Origin of the sequence: Novosphingobium sp. PhB55, from assembly GCF_004368805.1 — a bacterium.
Taxonomy (GTDB): Bacteria; Pseudomonadota; Alphaproteobacteria; order Sphingomonadales; family Sphingomonadaceae; genus Novosphingobium.
This window is the reverse complement of the sequence record NZ_SODQ01000001.1, coordinates 122310-140349: the sequence shown is the minus strand read 5'-3', so window position 1 is coordinate 140349 and position 18040 is coordinate 122310. Positions and strand designations below refer to the sequence as shown.

Sequence of the window (18040 nt, the reverse complement as noted above, 5' to 3'; positions counted from 1 at the left end):
CACCGGATGAACTCGAAGCGGATTTCTCCGATCCGCCCATGGATGCCCGCCCGCGCGTGTGGTGGCACTGGATCAACGGCAACATCACCGAGGAAGGACTCCTCAAGGATCTTGCCTGGATGAAACGCGTGGGGATTGGCGGCGCGCAGTCGTTCGACGTCAACCTCCAGAGTCCGCAAATCGTGGATCAGCGCCTGGTCTACATGACACCCGCCTGGCAAAAAGCCTTCAAGGCCGCCACCCGCGAAGCGGATCGCCTGGGTCTCGAACTGGCCATCGCCTCTTCGCCGGGCTGGTCGGAAACCGGCGGACCTTGGGTTTCCCCGGCCGACGGCATGAAAAAGCTGGTCTGGAGCGAGGTTACACTTGGCGGCGGAACGGGCGGCGGAAAGCGCGTCACTCTTACGCTCCCCGCCCCGCCCACCGTGACCGGACCGTATCAATCAATAGCCGCAGCATCGGGAACGAACTCGACGATCAACGAGAAAGCGCCCGATGTCCCGGCGCCATTCTACCGCGATGTCAGGGTGCTCGCGGTGCCGGCACTGGCAAGCACGGGCTCAGCCCTTCCGGCATTTGCCGATAGTTCAGGGAAGCCTGTCGACGCGAAAACATTGACGGACGGCGATTTCGAGACCGGGATCGACCTTGCGAAAGCAGCGAAGGGGCCAACGCTCCTCGCCGTTCGCTATCCGACTGCCCGGACAATCCGCGCCATGACCCTGTTCGTGCCCGGAGGGTCGGGCAAGTTCATCGGCGCCAACCTCAAGGCAAGCCTCGAAGCGGAAGTCTCGGCGGGGGTATGGACCACCGTGACCGATGTGCCGCTGGCCCGTGTCCCCACCACGCTGGCATTCGCGCCCGTGACTGCCCGGAACTTCCGCGTCTCCTTTCAGGAAGTCAGCAGCCTTCCCGACATCGCCCCGCCGCCTGCCGGTGTCGATCTGTCAGCGCTGGCAGCCGGGTTTTCAGGCGGAAGGCCAAGCACCTCGATCCGCATCACCGAGATCGAACTGTCCGGCCAGGAGCGGGTCAATCGCGTCGAAGCCAAGGCAGGTTTCGACATCGTTCCCGATTATTACCCACTCGACGCAGGCCTCGCCGATTCCGCCGGCGTGCCTCCCGGCAGGATCCTCGACCTGACCGATCGCCTGAGGCCAGACGGCACGCTGGAATGGACACCGCCCGCGGGGCGATGGCGCATCATTCGCTTCGGTTACTCGCTTGTCGGCACGATGAACCATCCTGCTCCGTTCGAGGCAACCGGCCTTGAGGTGGACAAGTACGATGCCGAGGCAGTCCGGCGCTACATGGATCACTATCTCGCGACTTACCGCCAGACGGTCGGTCCCGATCTGATGGGGCGCAGAGGTATCCGGGCAATCCTCAACGACAGCATCGAGGTCGGCGCCGCGAACTGGACGCCGCAGATGATCCCCCAGTTCAAGCGGCTGCGCGGGTATGATCCCGTCCCATGGATGCCCGCACTCACCGGGACGATCGTGGGATCGCGCCAGGAGAGCGAGCGCTTCCTCCACGATTTTCGGCGAACCCTGGCCGACCTTCTTGCCAGCGAGCATTATGGGACCATAGCCAAGGCAGCGCATGATCATGAGCTGATCGTCTACGGCGAAGCGCTGGAAGATCATCGCCCTCTGCTCGGTGATGACATGGCGATGCGCAGATGGGCCGACGTGCCGATGTCCGCGATGTGGTCGTTCCAGCGCGACCGCGGCCCCAAGCCGAGCTATCTTGCCGACATGAAGGGCGCGGCCTCGGTCGCGCACGTCTATGGCCGCAAATACGTCGCCGCGGAATCGCTGACATCCATGCTTTCGCCTTGGGCTTTTGCCCCAGGCGACCTCAAGCGGATGATCGATCTCGAATTCGCGACCGGCGTCAATCGCCCCATCATCCACACCTCGGTCCATGTTCCGGTGGAGGGCAAAAAACCTGGCCTGCGCCTTTCCATTTTCGGACAGGACTTCAACCGCAACGAGGCCTGGGCCGAACTCGCGCGGCCATGGATGGACTATATCGCGCGCAATTCCCACTTGCTTCAGCAAGGTACCAATGTCGCCGACATCGCCTATTTCTACGGCGAAGAGGCCCCGCTGACGTCCCTGTTCGGGGACAAGCCGGTCGCCGAGGTTCCTGCCGGCAACGCATTCGATTTCGTGAACGCCGATGCGCTTCTCGGCGCACTCTCCAACGACGGCAGCGATCTGGTGAGCACGGGAGGCGCCCGGTACCGCGTGCTCTATCTGGGAGGTTCTGCCAGCAGGATGAGCCTTGCCGTTCTCGTCCGGATTGCCGAGCTGGTGGAGGCCGGCGCGACGGTGATCGGCCCGCGCCCAACAAGCGATCCGGGCCTGACCGCAGACCCTGCGCGCTACCAGGCGCTGCTCGAAAAACTCTGGCCGGGATCCCCTGTTACCGAAATCGGGCGAGGCCGGGTGATCGCCGCGGCCGACCTTGCCGGAGCCTTGTCCCAAGCCGGCATCGCGCCGGATTTCGCGTTCGAAGGCGGAAAGCAGGGCGCTGCGCTCCCCTTCGTCCATCGCCGGCTGCCCGGAGGCGATATCTATTTCGTCGCCAACCAGAAGGACCGCACCGAAACGATCACCGCGCGCTTCCGGGTCACCGGGAAGGTACCGGAACTGTGGCACGCCGACACGGGCAAGTCGGAACCGGTCAGCTTTACGGTTCAAGGCGGCGTGACAGCCATTCCCCTGTCCCTCGCTTCGGACGAATCCGTGCATGTCGTTTTCCGCAAGGACACCGCCGAGACCAGCCGCAAGGTCGCACCCGTCGAACTCACGAAAGCCGCACTCCTTGCAGGTCCATGGAGCGTGGCATTCGAACACGATCGCGGCGCGCCGCCTGAGACCCGGCTCGCCGAACTCTCCCCGCTCAATGAGAACACGCAGGCGTCGATCCGCTACTTCTCGGGGATCGCCACTTACACGAAGGAATTCGTGGCCCCGCGCGGATGGAAGAAAGGCAAGCCACTACTGCTCGATCTCGGCGAGGCGCGCGAGATCGCAGAGGTAAAAGTGAACGGCCAATTCGCCGGCTATGCCTGGCACAAGCCTTATCGCATCGACATCGGCGCGCAGATGCATGCCGGCAAGAACCGGCTCTCGATCCGCGTTGCCAACCTTTGGGTCAATCGCCTCATCGGCGACGCTCAGCCTGGGAATGGGGAGGCCGGCGCGAAGAATGTGACCTGGACCGCAACTCCGACATACCGGAAGGACGCTCCTTTGCGCCCGTCGGGGCTGCTCGGTCCGGTGCAGTTGCTGCTGCAACGGTGAATCTCGAAGAACAAAATCGGCCGAAACAAGCAGGAGAGCAGCGAGTGGGCAAAATCGAACGAATGCTGACGACGATGATGCTGAGTGCGGCCATAACAGCCACCGCATTCGCCGCGCCTGCTTTCGCGGCACCCGATCGCGCCAGCGCCCAATCGGATGACGCACAAGCGCGCGACGCACAAGCGGATGACGCAAGGCCGGCGATCGCATTGTCCCAGGGCTGGCGGTTTCATTTCGGGGACGCGCCTGGTTCCGTCACCGATGCCCGCTTCGACGACCGCGGCTGGGAGAAGGTCTCGGTCCCGCATAGCTGGAACCACATCGGGGCCTATGCGCTGACGCGCGGCACCGAAACCGACAACCGGCAAGGCGTGGGCTGGTACCGCCTCTGGGTCGACGCACCCGCGGCGAAATCGGGAGAACGCCAATATCTGGACTTTGCCGCGGTCGGCAAGCTGGCCGAAGTCTGGGTGAACGGGCGGCACGTCGGCACGCACAAGGGCGCGTTCGCCCGCTTCCGCCTCGACGTCACCGATGCCTGGAAGCCGGGGCAGCGTAACCTCGTGGTTGTCAGTGCCGATAACAGCAAGGTAGAACCCGGCAGTTCGACATCCGAAGTGATCCCCCTGTCCGGCGATTTCTTCGTGCATGGCGGCATTTACCGCGAGGTTTCGCTGCTCCAGCTTCCAGCGGCCTCGATCGATCCGCTCGATTTCGGCGGGCCAGGCGTTTACGCATACGCCGCGAAGATCACCCCGGAAAGTGCGGCCATCGAAATCCGCACGAAGCTGCGCAATGCAGGCGCGGCCCCGCGTAACCTGACGCTCTCGACCGAGATCCGCGATGCGCGCGGCAAGATCGTCGCCCGCTCAGTTCAGCCCGTGACTTTGGCGCCCGGGGCCAGCGAGCAGCGCGCGAACGTGAACATCGCGCGGCCCCATCGCTGGAACGGCAGGGCCGATCCCTACCTCTACTCGGTCACCTCCACGCTTTCGGACGGAAAGGCCCGGCTCGACCGGGTGTCCCAGCCGCTGGGCCTTCGCACATTCCGTTTCGATGCCGATGCCGGCTTCTTCCTGAACGAGCAGCATGTGAAACTGCACGGCGTCTCACGCCATCAGGACGCGCTGGGCTCAGGCTGGGCACTCACGCCCGAACAGCATGCCGAGGACATGGCCCTGATCGAGGAGCTTGGCGCGAACACAATTCGCCAGGCCCACTACCAGCACGCCGATGCGTGGTCCGATCTGGCGGACAAGGCGGGAATGGTCGTGTGGGCGGAGCTGCCCTACGTCACCACGCCCAGCGTCTCGGGCGGGCAGGGTTCTGAAGCGCTCTGGACCAATGCCGAACAGCAACTGCGCGAGCAGATCCGTCAGAACTACAACCATCCCTCGATCCTGATGTGGTCTGTCGGCAACGAAGTGGATTCGGCCAAGGGCTTCGGTGTCAAAGGCAGCCCGCCCAAGCCATTGGCGTTGCTCCAGCACCTCGATGCGATCGCCAAGGAGGAAGACCCGCACCGCCCGACGACATTTGCGGACTGCTGCGAAGGGCTGACGCTGGTCCAGACCGCAGGCGAAAAACTTGCAGGGACGGCCGACCTCATCGGCTACAACCGCTATTACGGTTGGTACTATCCCAACCCGCTGCAGGCGCGGACCGATCTTGGCGACACGCTCGACAAGTTCCACCGGGATCACCCTGCCCTGCCCTTGTCGCTGAGCGAATATGGCGCGGGCGGCGCGATCAGCCAGCACAGTGACGATGGGCGGAACGGCTTCGTCAATTTCGTCGGGCGCCCCCATCCCGAGGAATATCAGGCCTGGGTTCACGAGCAGACCTGGCCAAGCATCGCCAAGCGCGATTTCGTCTTTGCCAGCTGGGTCTGGGCCATGTTCGACTTCTCCAGCGACCTGCGTGACGAAGGCGATGCCGTAGACCTCAACGACAAGGGGCTGGTCACCGCGGACCGCCGGGAGCGCAAGGATGCGTTCTGGTTTTACAAGGTCGCATGGAGCGATACCCCTGCCCTGCATCTCGCGGGGAAGCGGTATGTCGACCGCGCCTATCCCGTCATGGACGTGAAAGCCTATTCGACCGCCTCATCCGCGACGCTGGCGATCGATGGCAAACCGATCGGCACGGCGCCTTGCGCCGAATTCGTATGCGAATGGAAGAACGTCTCCCTTCGGCCCGGCGCCAATACGGCGGTGGTGACGGCCACGGAAGGCGGCAAGACGCTGCGCGATACCGCCCGGTGGAACGGGCCGGACGTCGAGCGCAACGGCCTGCGCATCAACGCCGGCAGCCTTGCCTGGCTCGATCTTGGCACGCGGCAATTCGGCTCCGACACTTTCGTGACGGGCGGCAAGCCCGTCGTGCTTAACCTTGTCGGCTTTGGCGGACGCTCGATGGCCCCCATCCGTCAAGTGGACGCTGCCGATCCCGCGCTGTTCGACTACTGGCGCGATGGCGCCGCCTTTTCCTACGACATCCCGCTGCCCGACGGCCAGTGGACAGTGACCCTGCACTTGTTCGAACCGCGCAAGACCTCCTCGCCCGATCAGTCTCTTGCCGTGAAGGCCAATGGCCAACCGGTCATCGAAGGCCTCAATCTCCTGAAGGAAGCCGGAGCGCCTCTCAAGGAACTGGTTCGTACCTTTCCTGTGACCGTCCTCCACGGCCGCCTGATCCTCGATTTTTCGAGCGTCTCCGGCAACGCGGCCCTGGCCGGGATCGAGATCGCGCGGTGAGCGCCGGACGCCGCCACAATTTCCATGGAGAGAGACATGTTTGATCGACGCACGTTTCTGGCATCGAGCGCGGCAGCGGCCGCGCTTTCGGCAAGCGGGGCGAGAGCTGCCGATATTCCGGGCGAGACGGTCCGGGTCGATACCCGCGCGATTGCCGGCCCCCTGCCTCACGTATGGGAAGAGTGCGTAGGTTCGGACCGCGCCGCGATCACGATGCGCGAAGAATGGCGCCAGGACATGCGCCTCGGGCTGGCAGAGGCCGGTTTCAAGCGCGCCCGGTTCCACGGCATCTTCAACGACGAACTCGGCGTGTTCGGAAAGAGCATTCTTGAGATGCGAAGGAACGGCGGGCCGAACTGGCTCAACGTCCACCGCGTCTACGACGGTCTGCTCGACTTGGGCGTATCTCCCTATGTCGAACTCAGCTTCATGCCGGGCAAACTCGCCTCAGGGAAAACCCAGTTCGGCTTTTACGGCGGCAACATCACGCCGCCCACGTCAGACGCCGAGTTCGCCGGTTTCATCACATCATTCACGGCCGCCATGATAGAGCGTTACGGGCTGGAAACCGTGCGCAGCTGGCCGTTCGAGGTGTGGAACGAGCCCAACCTCTCCTTCTTCTGGACCGGTGACAAGCAGCGCTATTTCGAAATGTACAAGGCTGTGGCGACTGCGATCAAATCGGTCGACCCGCGTATCCAGATCGGCGGGCCGGCAACCTCGAAGACAGCGTGGATCGGGGATTTCGCGCAATGGTGCGCGGCGAACAATGCCCCCGTCGATTTCTTCGCAACGCATGCCTATGCCGGCGACGATCAGGACGACGTCTTCGGAAAGGGCGGTCCGCGCCGCAGCGTCAATGACGTCATTCCCGAGGCCCTTGCCAACGCCCGCCGCACGATCGACGCCGGTCCCTTCGCCGGCAAGCCGATGTGGCTGTCGGAATGGTCGTCAGACAGCCCGGCCATGATTGCCCATGTGATCGCCAATGGCATGGCGCACTGCGCCGGCATGTCACAATGGACGCTGAGCGGCATGTACGAGGAACTCGGCGTCGACGACTACATGCTGAAGGAAGGCTCGATGGGCTGGAGCATGATGATCGACGGCATCGCCAAGCCCTCGTTCAATACCTACCGGCTGCTCCATCGCCTGGGGACGCAGCGCCTCGCCGCACAAGGGCCTGCTTTGGCATCGCGCGACAGGACCGGGCGGACTTCCGTGCTCCTGTGGAATCTGGCCGAAGTGGATCAGCCCGGAGGAATTCCCGGCATGACCGCGGAGCGCAAGATCATCGGAGGCGCCAAGCGGATGACGTTGCAATTCGACGGGCTCAAGGGACGGAAGACCGCCGAAGTCCGGTTCGTCGATTGGGAACGGGGATCGCCCATGCCGGCCTGGCGCGCCATGGGGTCTCCCCGCTATCCTTCGCGCGCCCAGATCGCGCATTTGCGCCAGGTCTCGCGTCCGGTGGTGGAAACGCACCGTCTGAATGCAGACGGCACCCTGGTCCTGGACCTGCCCGCCGAGGGTCTCGCGCTTGTCGAGCTCGCCTGACCCAGGCCGCGATGGCAGCGGGTCCCGGGGCTGTTTATGTCCCGGGACCAGCCAAGACTTACGCGGCCATTCCGCCATCGAGCAGTAATGTGCTGCCGGTCATGAACATCGCCATGTCCGATGCGCAGAACAGGATGGCCCGGGCAATATCGTCGGCCACACCGACCCGGCCCAGTCGGCTGGTGCCGATCCCGGGGATCGGGCAATTCTTGATGGTCTCTTCGTCCCAGTCGGCAATGAACATGGTCTTTTCGGTGAGCGAAAAGCCAGGCGCGACGCCCAGCACCCGGATGCCTTGCGCGCCCAGTTCGATCGCAAGTTGCCTGGTGAGGCCCACCACCCCGTGCTTGGAGCTGCAATAGGCAGCCTGGCCTTCGGAAATCCCCCTGACCCCGGCCAGCGAGGCGACGTTGACGATCACCCCGCCCTGCCCCCTTGCGATCATCCGTCTTGCAGCCTCCTTGGCGCCGACGAAGGTGCCGCGCAAATTGATCGCTAGGACGTTATCGAACTCCTCCACCTCCAGATCGAGCAGCGGTGAAAACGAGGGTATGCCCGCGTTGTTGACCCAGATGTCCAGCTTGCCGAAGCGGTTCTCCGCCAAGTCCGCAGCGGCGATAATCGAGGCTGCATCGCCGGCATCGAGACGGGTCGAAGTCACATCCGCAGAGAACCGCTCGGCCAGTTCCCTTGCGGTCACGGCCGCCGCCTCCTCATCGATATCGGCAATGAGAACGGCAGCTCCCGCCTCTGCAAGCCGCCGCGCCGCGGCTTTCCCCAGACCCCAGGCCGCACCGGTAACGACGGCGCTTCTGCCCTTGAGAGAGATCAGTTGATCGATCGAATGGTCCGAAACATCTGGCACTGGCATCCCCATTTCTCCTTATCCATCGAGCTGTCCTGACTGGGTCATTTCCGTAGAAATTGCGGCTCCTGGATGTCCGCCCGGGCCAGTCGCGACTGCACCGCGAAATCGAATCGCGGCGCTGGCGTGCCTATCTGCAGGCTGGACAGGTTTCAAGTTGTGCGCCACAATATCGCATAAACTGGCAGGGTCGAAGATCGCTGCCGGACAGGAAAAGGCACGGTGAACAGTCGCCGCGCGCCGCAAATGGGAGAGAGCAAATGGTTGCCGATCGTGTCGTCGTCGTCACGGGTGGAGCATCGGGTATCGGGCTTGGTGTCGCACGGCTTTTCGCGGACAAGGGCCATCCGGTCGCGATCCTCGACGTTCAGGAAGACGCCCTGAAGCGCGAGAGCGAAGCTCTCCGCGCGCAAGGCGCACGAATCGTCGCGCGCAAAGTCGATGTTTCCGATAGGGCCAGCATTGACGCCGCTTACGAAGCCGTTCGCGAAGAACTCGGCCCGATCGCGATCGTGGTCGCCAATGCCGGTATTTCCGAGGGCATTCCCTTTCAGGACGTCACCGTCGAAACCTGGCAGCGCATGATCGACATCAACCTTACCGGCGTGTTCCATACGGTTCAGGCCGCCTTGCCGGACATGGTCGATGCCAGGTGGGGCCGGATAATCACGATCTCGTCGCAGGCCGCGCAGTCCGGCGCCGGAGACCGCGCGCACTATTCCGCCGCCAAGGCCGGTGTGATCGGGTTGACCCGGTCTCTCGCCCGCGAATTTGCCGGGCAAGGCATTACCGTCAACACCATCCCGCCCTCGGTCGTTGCCACCCCCATGGCCGAGGCCGGTATTGCTGCCGGGACTTTCCCGCCGCTGGAAGTCATCTCCCAGCATATTCCCATCCCGCGTCCCGGCACCCCCGGCGATATCGCAGCAGCCTGCGAATACCTCGCCTCTGACGGTGCAAGCTACGTCACCGGCCAGGTCCTTGCCGTCAATGGCGGCATGTTCATCGGATAACGAAGCATCGGCGGCGGCGAACCATCAGCAAGTCGCCGATGTCCGCCGCCGGGACTGCGTCACCTGGAAACACCTGGGAGCAAACACAATGACCAAGCCATCGGAAGCTCGAAAGCTGCGCATCGTGCAATGGGCCACTGGCACGGTAGGCGCGGCAGCCATGCGCGCCGTGCTCACGCACCCCGACATGGAGCTTGTCGGCGTCAAGGTCTATTCGCCCGCCAAGGAAGGCAAGGATGCCGGCGCGCTATGCGGAATGCCCCCAACCGGCATCAAGGCGGTACGGGACCTGGCATCGGTGCTGGCGCTCAAGCCGGACTGCGTGCTCTACATGCCCGAACTGACCGACTACGATGACGTCTGCGCCCTTCTGGAAAACGGCATCAACATCTCTTCCACGCGGGCGGAGTTCTTCCATCCGGGAAGCATGGAGCCCATGATCCGCGCGCGGATCGAAGCGGCATGCCGCAACGGGGGCGCCACGCTGCACAGTTCCGGCAGCAGCCCCGGCTTCATCACCGAAGCCCTGCCTCTCGTCCTGCTGTCGCTCGCACGGCGACTGGATCTTCTTACCATCGATGAATTTGCCAACTGCATCGACGGGTGTTCGGAAGAGATGCTGGTCGGAATCATGGGCTTCGGCGAAACGCCCGAGGCCTTCGCCCGGCGCCCCTTCTACGAGCGGGACGAAGTATTCAACCACTCCCTGCGCGCGCTGGCCGAGGCGGTCGGCATCGACATCGAGCGTTTCGAAGTCTCCAGCGAAGTCGCGCTCGCCAAACGTCCCGTTAAACTCCACGAAAGCACCATTCCAGCGGGCTCGGTTGCCGGGCAGCGGATGGTGACGACCGGCTACCGCGGCGGAACGCCCGTCATGCGTTTTCGCTGCAACTGGTTCGTCACCGAAGAACTCGATCCCGCCTGGGAACTGCGCGGAGATGGGTGGCGGGTCACCGTCGAGGGGGACACGCCGCTCGATATCAGCATCGGCTTTCCCATTCCCCACGCCGATCGCCAGACAACGCTACCCAACCTGACGGCGCATCGTCCCGTCAACGCAGTTTCCAGCATCTGCGCCGCTCCTCCCGGTATCCTGACGACCGGATCGTTGCCCCCGGTCGTGGCCCGTTTGGGTTAGCCCCAGCGCTTTCCAGTCAGCTGGAAGCACGCGCACAACACTACCTCGATCCAACCTAAAACTTTCGCGCGAACGGCGAGGGTTCAATCCGAGGGCCGGCAGGAAGAGCCGCCATGGTGCAAGCTGGCGGCACTCGATTAAAAGTGGGTGTTAACCGCTCAGACTAGGTCAGTGGCTGAGAATGGGTCAGTGGCTGACACTGGGCCAACGCAGACTGAGCCGCAGGATGTCGGCGGCTTCGTTGTCGGGATCGTCTTCGGCCACGACCGCATAGCGCCAAAGCTCATGCGCGGGATCCGCAACTGCCTCCTGCACGAGTTCTCCCAAGGGCCCGTCCTTGACCAGCCCAGCGGCGAGTGAGCCAGCTTTATCCAACTGGCCGTCATAGCGGATCAGCCGCGCGGGTGTGTGGTATGAAACGTGCATTTGCAGACCCTTTCCCTTTTCTTCTGGCGACAATCGCGCCGCGCCATGAAACGCGGCACGGTTTCGAGAACTGGGAACGGCACGTCCGAGTGCCCGCATTTCAGGTTTTTGCGACAGTTCGGGCTATAGGCGCGCCAGACCCTTTGGCCAGATTGCCGGTTGCAACCTCCCGCGCCGCGTCAGGAGCAGCGATAGATCTGTTCCAGCACCATGGCGGCTGCACCGCGCGCGTAGGCGCTTTTGTCTCCCAGCTTGAAGTGGAGCCTCGTGCGGCGGCGCAGCGCTGGAAACGTGTTTCGCTCCAGGGCATCGAAGAAGATGCTGCGCAGTTCGTCGATCATGGCGAACTTCGGGCCGAGAATGACCACGGCCTCCGGGTCCTGCATCGTGATGTGATTGGCAACGGCCACGCCGAGATAGTGGCTGGCCTGTTCCAGTATCGGCCCGATGTCGATCCTGCCCGCGGCCTGTTCGGCCATCAGGCCGTCGAAAGCGGCATTCATCCTGTCAAAGTCGGGCAAGGGCCTGCCCAGTTGCGCGCAGGACTGCTCCATGATCGATTGCACGGAGCAATAAGCCTGAAGGCAGCCGATGCCGCCGCAGTAACAGGCTCTGCCCGTGTCGGGCACGACCTTGGTATGCCCGAATTCGGCGGCCATGCCGTGGACCCCGGTGACGAGCTGGCCGCCGCGGTACAAGGCGGCACCGATCCCCAGATCGATGTTGATCAGGGTGAAATCGTCCGCATGGGCAGCGGCGCCGTACCAATGCTCCGCGCGGGCCAGCAGATTGGTGCTGTTGTCGATGAGAGTGGCAACCCCCAGCGCCCCGCCGACGATGCCGCCGAAGTCCACCGGCCCGGATTCCAGCGAGATGATATGCTCGACAATGCCCGTCCGATTGTTGACGATGCCGGGAATGCCGATGCCGATACGGTAGATCTCCTCCCGGGGGACACCCCACTCGGCAAGGGCCTGTTCCAGCGCCGTTATGAATTGCCGTGCGAGACCTTCGATGGTCGTGTCCCGCGTCAGCGCTGCCTTGGCGAAGCCGAGGCTTTCGCCCCTGAGATTGACGATCTCCGTCAGCAGTTCGCCCTCGTTGGTGGGCGTGGTGCCGACGACGTAGCGTCCTTGCGGGTTTATCCGAAGGTTCACGCGCGGGCGGCCCGGGCCCGAGGTGGCCACCTTTTCCTCGATCACGATCCCGCGCCGGACCAGATCGGCAGTGATGGCCGTGATGGTTCCGCCGGTGAGGCCGGTGAGGCCGACCAGATCCGTCCGGGCCACGGGCTCGCTGGCGCGCAGCTTCTTCAGCACGAGCACTCGGTTGAATTCCTGATCGGTGAGCCGCATCGCGCTGTCATCGGCCAAACGCCATGCGCATGCAACCGCGCCGCCCGGGCGATTATTTTAATCTCTAAAATTTCCTCGCGACAGCCCATCTCGGTTATGCCACCCAAGGCCGCGAACGAACGACCTTTTCGGCAAGACCAACACTGGCTGGACTGCGGGCAAGGCGCCCTCACCGGATCATGGCAGCACGGAGCACAGGAATGCCTTCTGCAAATCCCTCTCGCTTGAAACTGGCTGGATTGCTCACTGTAACGGCCGCCATGGCCATGGCGGCGATCGACCACTCCGCTGCCAATGCCCAGAGCGTAGCGGCCAAACAGGAGCCTGCCGCCGTGCCCGATGCGACTTTCGCAGAGCCCTATATCGACATCGACGAATGGCGCGATGCGCCGGTGCGCCATCGCTACGTCCATGGCGGCTTCAAGGGCACGGACACGCGCTTCTCGTTCTATTTCCCGCCCAAGGATCAATACCAGGGCCGGTTCTTCCAGCACTTCACCCCCGCCCCGGACAATGAGAACCTGGCCCAGCGGGCGACGACGCCCACCAACGACAAGCTGTCCTTCGCAATCGCGAGCGGGGCCTATTTCGTCGAGACCAATGGCGGCGGTCCGGCCGTAGCCGGATATGGATCGAGCGATCCCACGATCGGCGCCTACCGCGCCAATGCCGCGGCCGCGCAGTATTCGCGCGTGGTCGCGGTGAAGATGTACGGCGGCAAGCGGCCCTACGGCTATGCCTATGGCGGCAGCGGCGGCGGCTACCGAACGGTCGGTTCGATGGAAAACACGCGCGGCGTCTGGGATGGCGCGGTGCCCTACGTGCTGGGTTCGAGCATGGCGATCCCCAACTCGTTCACGGTGCGCATGCACGCGATGCGCCTGCTTCAGGACAAGTTCCCGCAGATTGTCGACGCCATGGAGCCGGGCGGCAGCGGCGATCCTTATGCAGGGCTCAGCGCGGAACAGGCCTCGGCCTTGCGCGAAGTGACGCGCATGGGCTTCCCGCCGAAATCGTGGTTCGGCTGGAAGACGATGGGGATCCACGGCTTCGCCGCGCTCTACGGCGGCGTGCTGATGGCCGATCCCGGCTATTTCACCGATTTCTGGACGAAGCCCGGATATCTTGGCTTCGACCATCCCGAGAGTTTCGCCGGCTATCGCTTGCAGCATGAAACGGCGATCTCAGCGCCGATCACGGCGGCCGAAGCAGCGCGCCTCAAGATCCACACCGGCGTCACCGACGGCAAGGTCCAGGGCAATGTGGACGACAGTTTCGCCGCCCTGCAGGGCAAGGAAGCGAAGAACGTGGTCGCCGTCCGCCTCGCCAAGGCGCCGCCAAGCGTTCAATTCCTGGGCGGCGACCTGATGGTCAAGTCCGGCGCCGCCAAGGGCGCGCGCCTCACCGTCAGCCGCATCGAAGGCGACGTGGCGGTGCTGGGCATCGTCGATCCCGCCGTGGCCGCCAAGCTGGCAGCGGGCGACGAAGTCAGTCTCGACAATTCGAACTTCCTGGCCGCGCAGACCTACCATCGCCACCAGGTCCCCGGCCCCGAATTCAAGGTCTGGAACCAGTTCCGCGGAGCAGACGGCAAGCCGCTCTATCCGCAGCGGCCCATGCTGCTGGGGCCTGTCTTCACGCAGGCGACCGCCGGTTCGGTGCCGAAAGGCAATTTCGATGGGAAGATGATCCTGGTGGAATCCCTCTGGGACCGCGAGGCCTTCCCCTGGTCGGCCGACTGGTATCGCGGCCTCGTCACCGCTCACTTCGGCGCTGCGACGGACGATCATTTCCGCCTTTGGTACACCGACCATGCGCTCCACGGCGATTCAGACCCCGAAGACCCGACGCATACCATCACCTATGTGCCGGTGCTCAATCAGGCCCTGCGCGACCTGGCGCTCTGGGTGGAGAAAGGTATCGCTCCGCCCGCTTCCACCAGCTACCGCTTCGACGATGGCCAGATCGTCGTCCCGGCCGGGGCGGCGGATCGTCACGGCGTGCAGCCGGTCATCGACCTCAAGGTCGCGGGGGGTGTTCGGGCCGAGGTCAAGGCGGGCCAGAAGGTCACTTTCGTCGGCAAGATCGATGTTCCGCCCGGCGCCGGCGCAATCGTCGCGGCGCAATGGGATTTCGACGGCGCGGGCACTTTCCCTGTCGAATCCGAAATCCGCTCCGGAGCCCGTTCGGCGACCGTCACGGCGGCTCACACCTTCGCCCGGCCCGGCACCTATTTCCCCACATTGCGCGGCACGTCGCAGCGAGAGGGCGACAAGAATACGCCCTTTGCCCGCATCCAGAACCTCGGGCGCGTCAGGGTCGTCGTGAAATAGCGGCCCGGCCCTTGGGGACGCGGCCCGTCTTCGCGGTCAGATTTCCTTGAGTTCCGTGACGAACTCGTAGCGATCGCCGCGGTAGACCGAACGGGTGAACTCGACGATCCGGCCGTCGGGAATGCGGGTCTTGCGCTCTATGCGCAGCACTTCGGAATTCTGCTTCACGCAGAGGATGCCGGCCTCGGTCGGGGTCGCCAGTGAGGCGCGGACGCGCTGCGTGCCGGAAGTCGGGCGGAATCCGTGGATGTCGAGCGCCTGGTAGAGCGAATCTCCGAGCGCGGTCAGGTCCGGCATGAACTGCGCCGGGATTACGGCATGTTCGATCGCCAGCGGCTCCCCGCCGGCCAGGCGGACGCGGCCCAGCCGGGCGACGGAAGCGTTGGCGGGGATTTCCAGCGCCGCCGCCTCTTCCTCGGTCGGCTGCGCATAGGCCTTGTTGATCCACACCACGCCGGGGTTTTCCCCGCGCGAGCGGGTATCGTCGCTGAAGCTGCTGAGCCTGGCGCCGGGTGCCTCGATCCGCTTGGCCACGAAAGTGCCCGAGCCCTGCTTGCGGAACAGCACGCCTTCCTCGATGAGCTGCTCGATTCCCTTGCGCACGGTAACGCGCGACAGGCCCGCCATCTCGCTGAGGTCCCGTTCGGATGGGAGCGCGCTGCCCGGATCGATCGCACCGCTGCTGATGTGCTCGCGCAGGCTGCGGGCAAGCTGCAGATAGAGCGGCGTGCCCTCTTCGCTGCGGGTCCAGGCAATGTCGCGCATCGTCGATCAGTCTCGCTTTTCCAGCAGTTGCAGGACCTGGCGCAGATTGCCGCCATTGTCTTCGAGCAGCGTGTTCGCCTCTGCGAGAGGAACGCCCAGCGCGACGATCACGCCGAGCCGGATTTCGTTTCCTGCCGTTTCCAGCGCGCGGGCCGCGACTTCGGCGTCGACCCCGGCGATATCCTGAACCATGGTCCGCCCCCGTTGCAAGAGCTTCGCATTCGAAATGCGCATGGCCACCATGCGGCCCTGATAGACCAGGCCGCGGCGCAGCATGATCGCGGTCGACAGCAGGTTCAGCACGGCCTTCTGCGCAGTGCCCGCCTTCATGCGGGTGGAACCGGCAACCACTTCGCTGCCGGTGACGGCCAAGATGGCATGTTCGGACGTGTCCAGCAGGACCGAGCCGGCATTGTTGGCGATGCCGATGGTGAGCGCACCCGCGGCGCGGGCTTCCTCGATCGCGGCGACGGTGTAGGGCGTGCGGCCGCTGGCAGCGACGCCGATCACCACGTCCGAGGGGCCGATGCCCCGTTCGCGCACTTCGGCGCGGCCGGCCTCGACATCGTCCTCGGCGCCTTCATAAGCCTCGGTCAGGGCGCCGATGCCACCGGCCATGAGGAAGACCATGCGGTCCATCGTCCAGCCGAACGTCGGATAAAGCTCCGTGCCGTCCTGCACGGCAAGGCGGCCCGAGGTGCCCGCCCCCACGAAGACCAGCCGGCCGGTATCGCCCAGCCGCAGCGCCGCCGCTTCGGCCGCGCGGGCAATCGCCCGGGTCTGCGACTGGATCGAGGCGATGGCCGCCATCTGCCCTTCAAGCATGGCCTCCACGGCCAGTTCGGTCGGCCAGAGGTCGAGATCGAGGTATCGGGCGTCGAGCGCTTCAGTATTCATGGTATCCTTTGTCCCTTGTGGGGATCAACGTTCGGGGATCAACGTTCAACAGGGGCCATCGTCTTGCCCGATCCCGCCGGCGCGGCGCAGATCGCAAAAGCGATGACCGTGCCGATGCAAAGCTGGAACGGGAACGACAGGCTGCTCAGAGCGGCCGGAAGGCCGATGGCATGGGCGATAGAAGGCTGGAGCAACAGGATCGTGACGAAGCCGACGAGAAGCGCGGCGATGACCGATCCGGTGGTGCCCCGTCCGGTGAACAGCGCGGTGAAGTAGACACCCAGCAGGCCGGCGTACGTGAAGACCATCACTTGCAGGGCGAATTCCAGCAGCCCCATGTCGGTGTAGCGCTGCCAGTAGAACGAGACCACGGCCATGACGAACATGGCAAAGCCGATCACGCCCATGCCCACGCGCCCCGCCGAAACGAAGTGATGCTCTGGCGCGGTGCCCCGCTTCTCGCGCCAGGGGCGGTAGAAGTCCTGGACCAGCACCGAGGACATGGCGTTGAGCGCCGAGTTCGTGGTGGCGACGGCCGCCGCGCAGATGCCCACGGTCACCAGTCCGCGCAGGCCGCCGGGAAGCTGGGTGAGGATGTAGTGCATGAAGATGCTGATCTTCTCGCCGCCGAACTGGTTGCCGGCAGCCGCCGTGGCGCCGCCCATCAGGTCGGGCCGGTCGTAGAAGACATAAAGCAGCAGGCCGATGACGATGAACATGCCCACCACCGGCAGCGTCGCGAAGACCGAGAGGTAAAGGCTGCGCGCGCCGGTCTTGGCGTCCTTGCAGGCCAGCAGGCGCTGCGTCGTGTCCTGGTCCATGCCGGCATTCGCGATGTAGAGCAGCGACAGGCCGAGCACGATGGCCAGCATCGAGAAGGGACGCGAAAGGTCCATCGAAAAATCGAAGAACTTCAGCTTGTTCACGCCTTCGGGCGTATGGGAAAGGCCCTGGATGATCTCGCCGGTGGACGCGGGGATCGAGAGGCGCAGGAAGACGAGCACCGCGATCGCCGATCCCAGGTAGACCACGAACTGGATGAGGTCGTTCCAGAGCACCGACTTGAGGCCGCCCACGAACGTGAAGAGCACGCTCGCCACGATGAGCACGGCGGCGGCGATCATGATGCCCTGGGCCTCGACCGTGCCGGTGATGACCATGGCCAGCGCGATGGCGGCCAGATAGACGCGCGCGCCGCCTGCGAAGACGCGGCCGACCAGGAACATGCCCCCTGCCCAGCGCGTCGCTTTCTCGTTGAAGCGCAAGGTCAGCAGTTCATAGGCCGTCGTCGCCTTGATGGCGTAGAAGCGCGGGATCATGACATGGGCAACGAAGATCGCGCCGATCAGCCCGCCGATATTGCCGCTGAGATAGGTAAGGTCGCCGTGATAGCCGTAATCCGGCCCGCCCAGGAAAGTGGCTGCGGACTGGGTGGCGGACAACACCGAGATGGCCGCGAGCCAGGCCGGAACGCTGCCGCCCGCCAGGAAGTAGTCATGCGCGGATTCGGTCTTGCGCGGCGTGAAGATCCAGCCTCCCGCGACCAGCAGCAGCAGGTAGGCGGCGATCACCAGCCAGTCCGCCATCGAGAAAGGCAGCGTCATCGAATTCATCTCCG

At 64.4% G+C, this 18040-nt stretch carries 12 protein-coding genes; 6 read left to right on the top strand and 6 right to left on the bottom strand.

The genetic code is table 11. From position 1 onward, the window contains the following. Positions 1-38: 38 nt before the first annotated feature. Genes EDF57_RS00640 through EDF57_RS00630 form a run of 3 tightly spaced genes read left to right on the top strand, consistent with a single transcriptional unit; the run spans position 39 to position 7630 of the window. Complete coding sequence (locus EDF57_RS00640; RefSeq protein WP_243840814.1) at positions 39-3317, top strand: glycosyl hydrolase; 3279 nt, start codon at positions 39-41, stop codon at positions 3315-3317. A 44-nt stretch (positions 3318-3361) separates the two neighbouring features. Then, positions 3362-6073 (top strand): glycoside hydrolase family 2 TIM barrel-domain containing protein, encoded by a 2712-nt coding sequence (locus EDF57_RS00635; RefSeq protein WP_243840813.1) that lies wholly within the window; start codon positions 3362-3364, stop codon positions 6071-6073. A gap of 36 nt (positions 6074-6109) precedes the next feature. Continuing rightward, positions 6110-7630 carry a glycosyl hydrolase gene (locus EDF57_RS00630; RefSeq protein WP_134092751.1) on the top strand — a complete coding sequence of 507 codons (1521 nt, stop codon included), beginning with the start codon at positions 6110-6112 and terminating at the stop codon, positions 7628-7630. Positions 7631-7688: 58 nt separating this feature from the next. On the opposite strand, the gene EDF57_RS00625 is transcribed toward EDF57_RS00630, so the two are convergent. Next, positions 7689-8501 carry an SDR family NAD(P)-dependent oxidoreductase gene (locus tag EDF57_RS00625; RefSeq protein ID WP_208324768.1) on the bottom strand — a complete coding sequence of 271 codons (813 nt, stop codon included), beginning with the start codon at positions 8499-8501 and terminating at the stop codon, positions 7689-7691. Positions 8502-8755: 254 nt separating this feature from the next. On the opposite strand from EDF57_RS00625, the gene EDF57_RS00620 reads away from it, so the two are divergent. Continuing rightward, the gene (locus tag EDF57_RS00620; RefSeq protein WP_134092749.1) at positions 8756-9508 is read left to right on the top strand and encodes an SDR family NAD(P)-dependent oxidoreductase; all 753 of its coding nucleotides are present in this window, start codon (positions 8756-8758) and stop codon (positions 9506-9508) included. Between the two features lie 88 nt (positions 9509-9596). Next, the gene (locus EDF57_RS00615; RefSeq protein ID WP_134092748.1) at positions 9597-10646 is read left to right on the top strand and encodes a dihydrodipicolinate reductase; all 1050 of its coding nucleotides are present in this window, start codon (positions 9597-9599) and stop codon (positions 10644-10646) included. 186 nt (positions 10647-10832) lie between these two features. Here EDF57_RS00615 and EDF57_RS00610 read toward each other — a convergent pair whose 3' ends face one another. Together EDF57_RS00610 and EDF57_RS00605 are read right to left on the bottom strand one after the other, a co-directional pair. After that, positions 10833-11105 carry a hypothetical protein gene (locus EDF57_RS00610; protein WP_134092747.1) on the bottom strand — a complete coding sequence of 91 codons (273 nt, stop codon included), beginning with the start codon at positions 11103-11105 and terminating at the stop codon, positions 10833-10835. 146 nt (positions 11106-11251) lie between these two features. Beyond that, entirely contained in the window at positions 11252-12427 is a 1176-nt protein-coding gene (locus tag EDF57_RS00605) for an ROK family protein (protein ID WP_134092746.1), read from the bottom strand. Between the two features lie 239 nt (positions 12428-12666). Here EDF57_RS00605 and EDF57_RS00600 point away from each other — a divergent pair, with 239 nt between their 5' ends. Beyond that, positions 12667-14760, top strand: a complete 2094-nt coding sequence (locus EDF57_RS00600; RefSeq protein ID WP_243840812.1) for a PKD domain-containing protein — start codon at positions 12667-12669, stop codon at positions 14758-14760. A gap of 36 nt (positions 14761-14796) precedes the next feature. Here the strand turns inward: EDF57_RS00600 and EDF57_RS00595 are convergent, their stop codons facing one another. From EDF57_RS00595 to EDF57_RS00585, 3 genes are read right to left on the bottom strand one after another with little or no spacing between them, the layout of a single operon-like run. Further along, positions 14797-15525 (bottom strand): GntR family transcriptional regulator, encoded by a 729-nt coding sequence (locus EDF57_RS00595; RefSeq protein WP_132262327.1) that lies wholly within the window; start codon positions 15523-15525, stop codon positions 14797-14799. A 6-nt stretch (positions 15526-15531) separates the two neighbouring features. Beyond that, entirely contained in the window at positions 15532-16422 is an 891-nt protein-coding gene (locus EDF57_RS00590) for an N-acetylmuramic acid 6-phosphate etherase (RefSeq protein WP_134092745.1), read from the bottom strand. A gap of 38 nt (positions 16423-16460) precedes the next feature. Then, positions 16461-18026, bottom strand: coding sequence for a sodium:solute symporter (locus EDF57_RS00585; RefSeq protein WP_132262324.1), 1566 nt, complete (start codon positions 18024-18026; stop codon positions 16461-16463). Between the last annotated feature and the right edge of the window lie 14 nt (positions 18027-18040).

Bases quoted from the DNA above. Each gene is read 5' to 3' on its own strand.
- EDF57_RS00625 (WP_208324768.1), bottom strand. From the start codon at position 8,501: ATGCCAGTGCCAGATGTTTCGGACCATTCGATCGATCAACTGATCTCT.
- EDF57_RS00590 (WP_134092745.1), bottom strand. From the start codon at position 16,422: ATGAATACTGAAGCGCTCGACGCCCGATACCTCGATCTCGACCTCTGG.
- EDF57_RS00615 (WP_134092748.1), top strand. From the start codon at position 9,597: ATGACCAAGCCATCGGAAGCTCGAAAGCTGCGCATCGTGCAATGGGCC.
- EDF57_RS00605 (WP_134092746.1), bottom strand. From the start codon at position 12,427: ATGCGGCTCACCGATCAGGAATTCAACCGAGTGCTCGTGCTGAAGAAG.
- EDF57_RS00630 (WP_134092751.1), top strand. From the start codon at position 6,110: ATGTTTGATCGACGCACGTTTCTGGCATCGAGCGCGGCAGCGGCCGCG.
- EDF57_RS00620 (WP_134092749.1), top strand. From the start codon at position 8,756: ATGGTTGCCGATCGTGTCGTCGTCGTCACGGGTGGAGCATCGGGTATC.
- EDF57_RS00595 (WP_132262327.1), bottom strand. From the start codon at position 15,525: ATGCGCGACATTGCCTGGACCCGCAGCGAAGAGGGCACGCCGCTCTAT.
- EDF57_RS00640 (WP_243840814.1), top strand. From the start codon at position 39: ATGGATGCCCGCCCGCGCGTGTGGTGGCACTGGATCAACGGCAACATC.
- EDF57_RS00585 (WP_132262324.1), bottom strand. From the start codon at position 18,026: ATGACGCTGCCTTTCTCGATGGCGGACTGGCTGGTGATCGCCGCCTAC.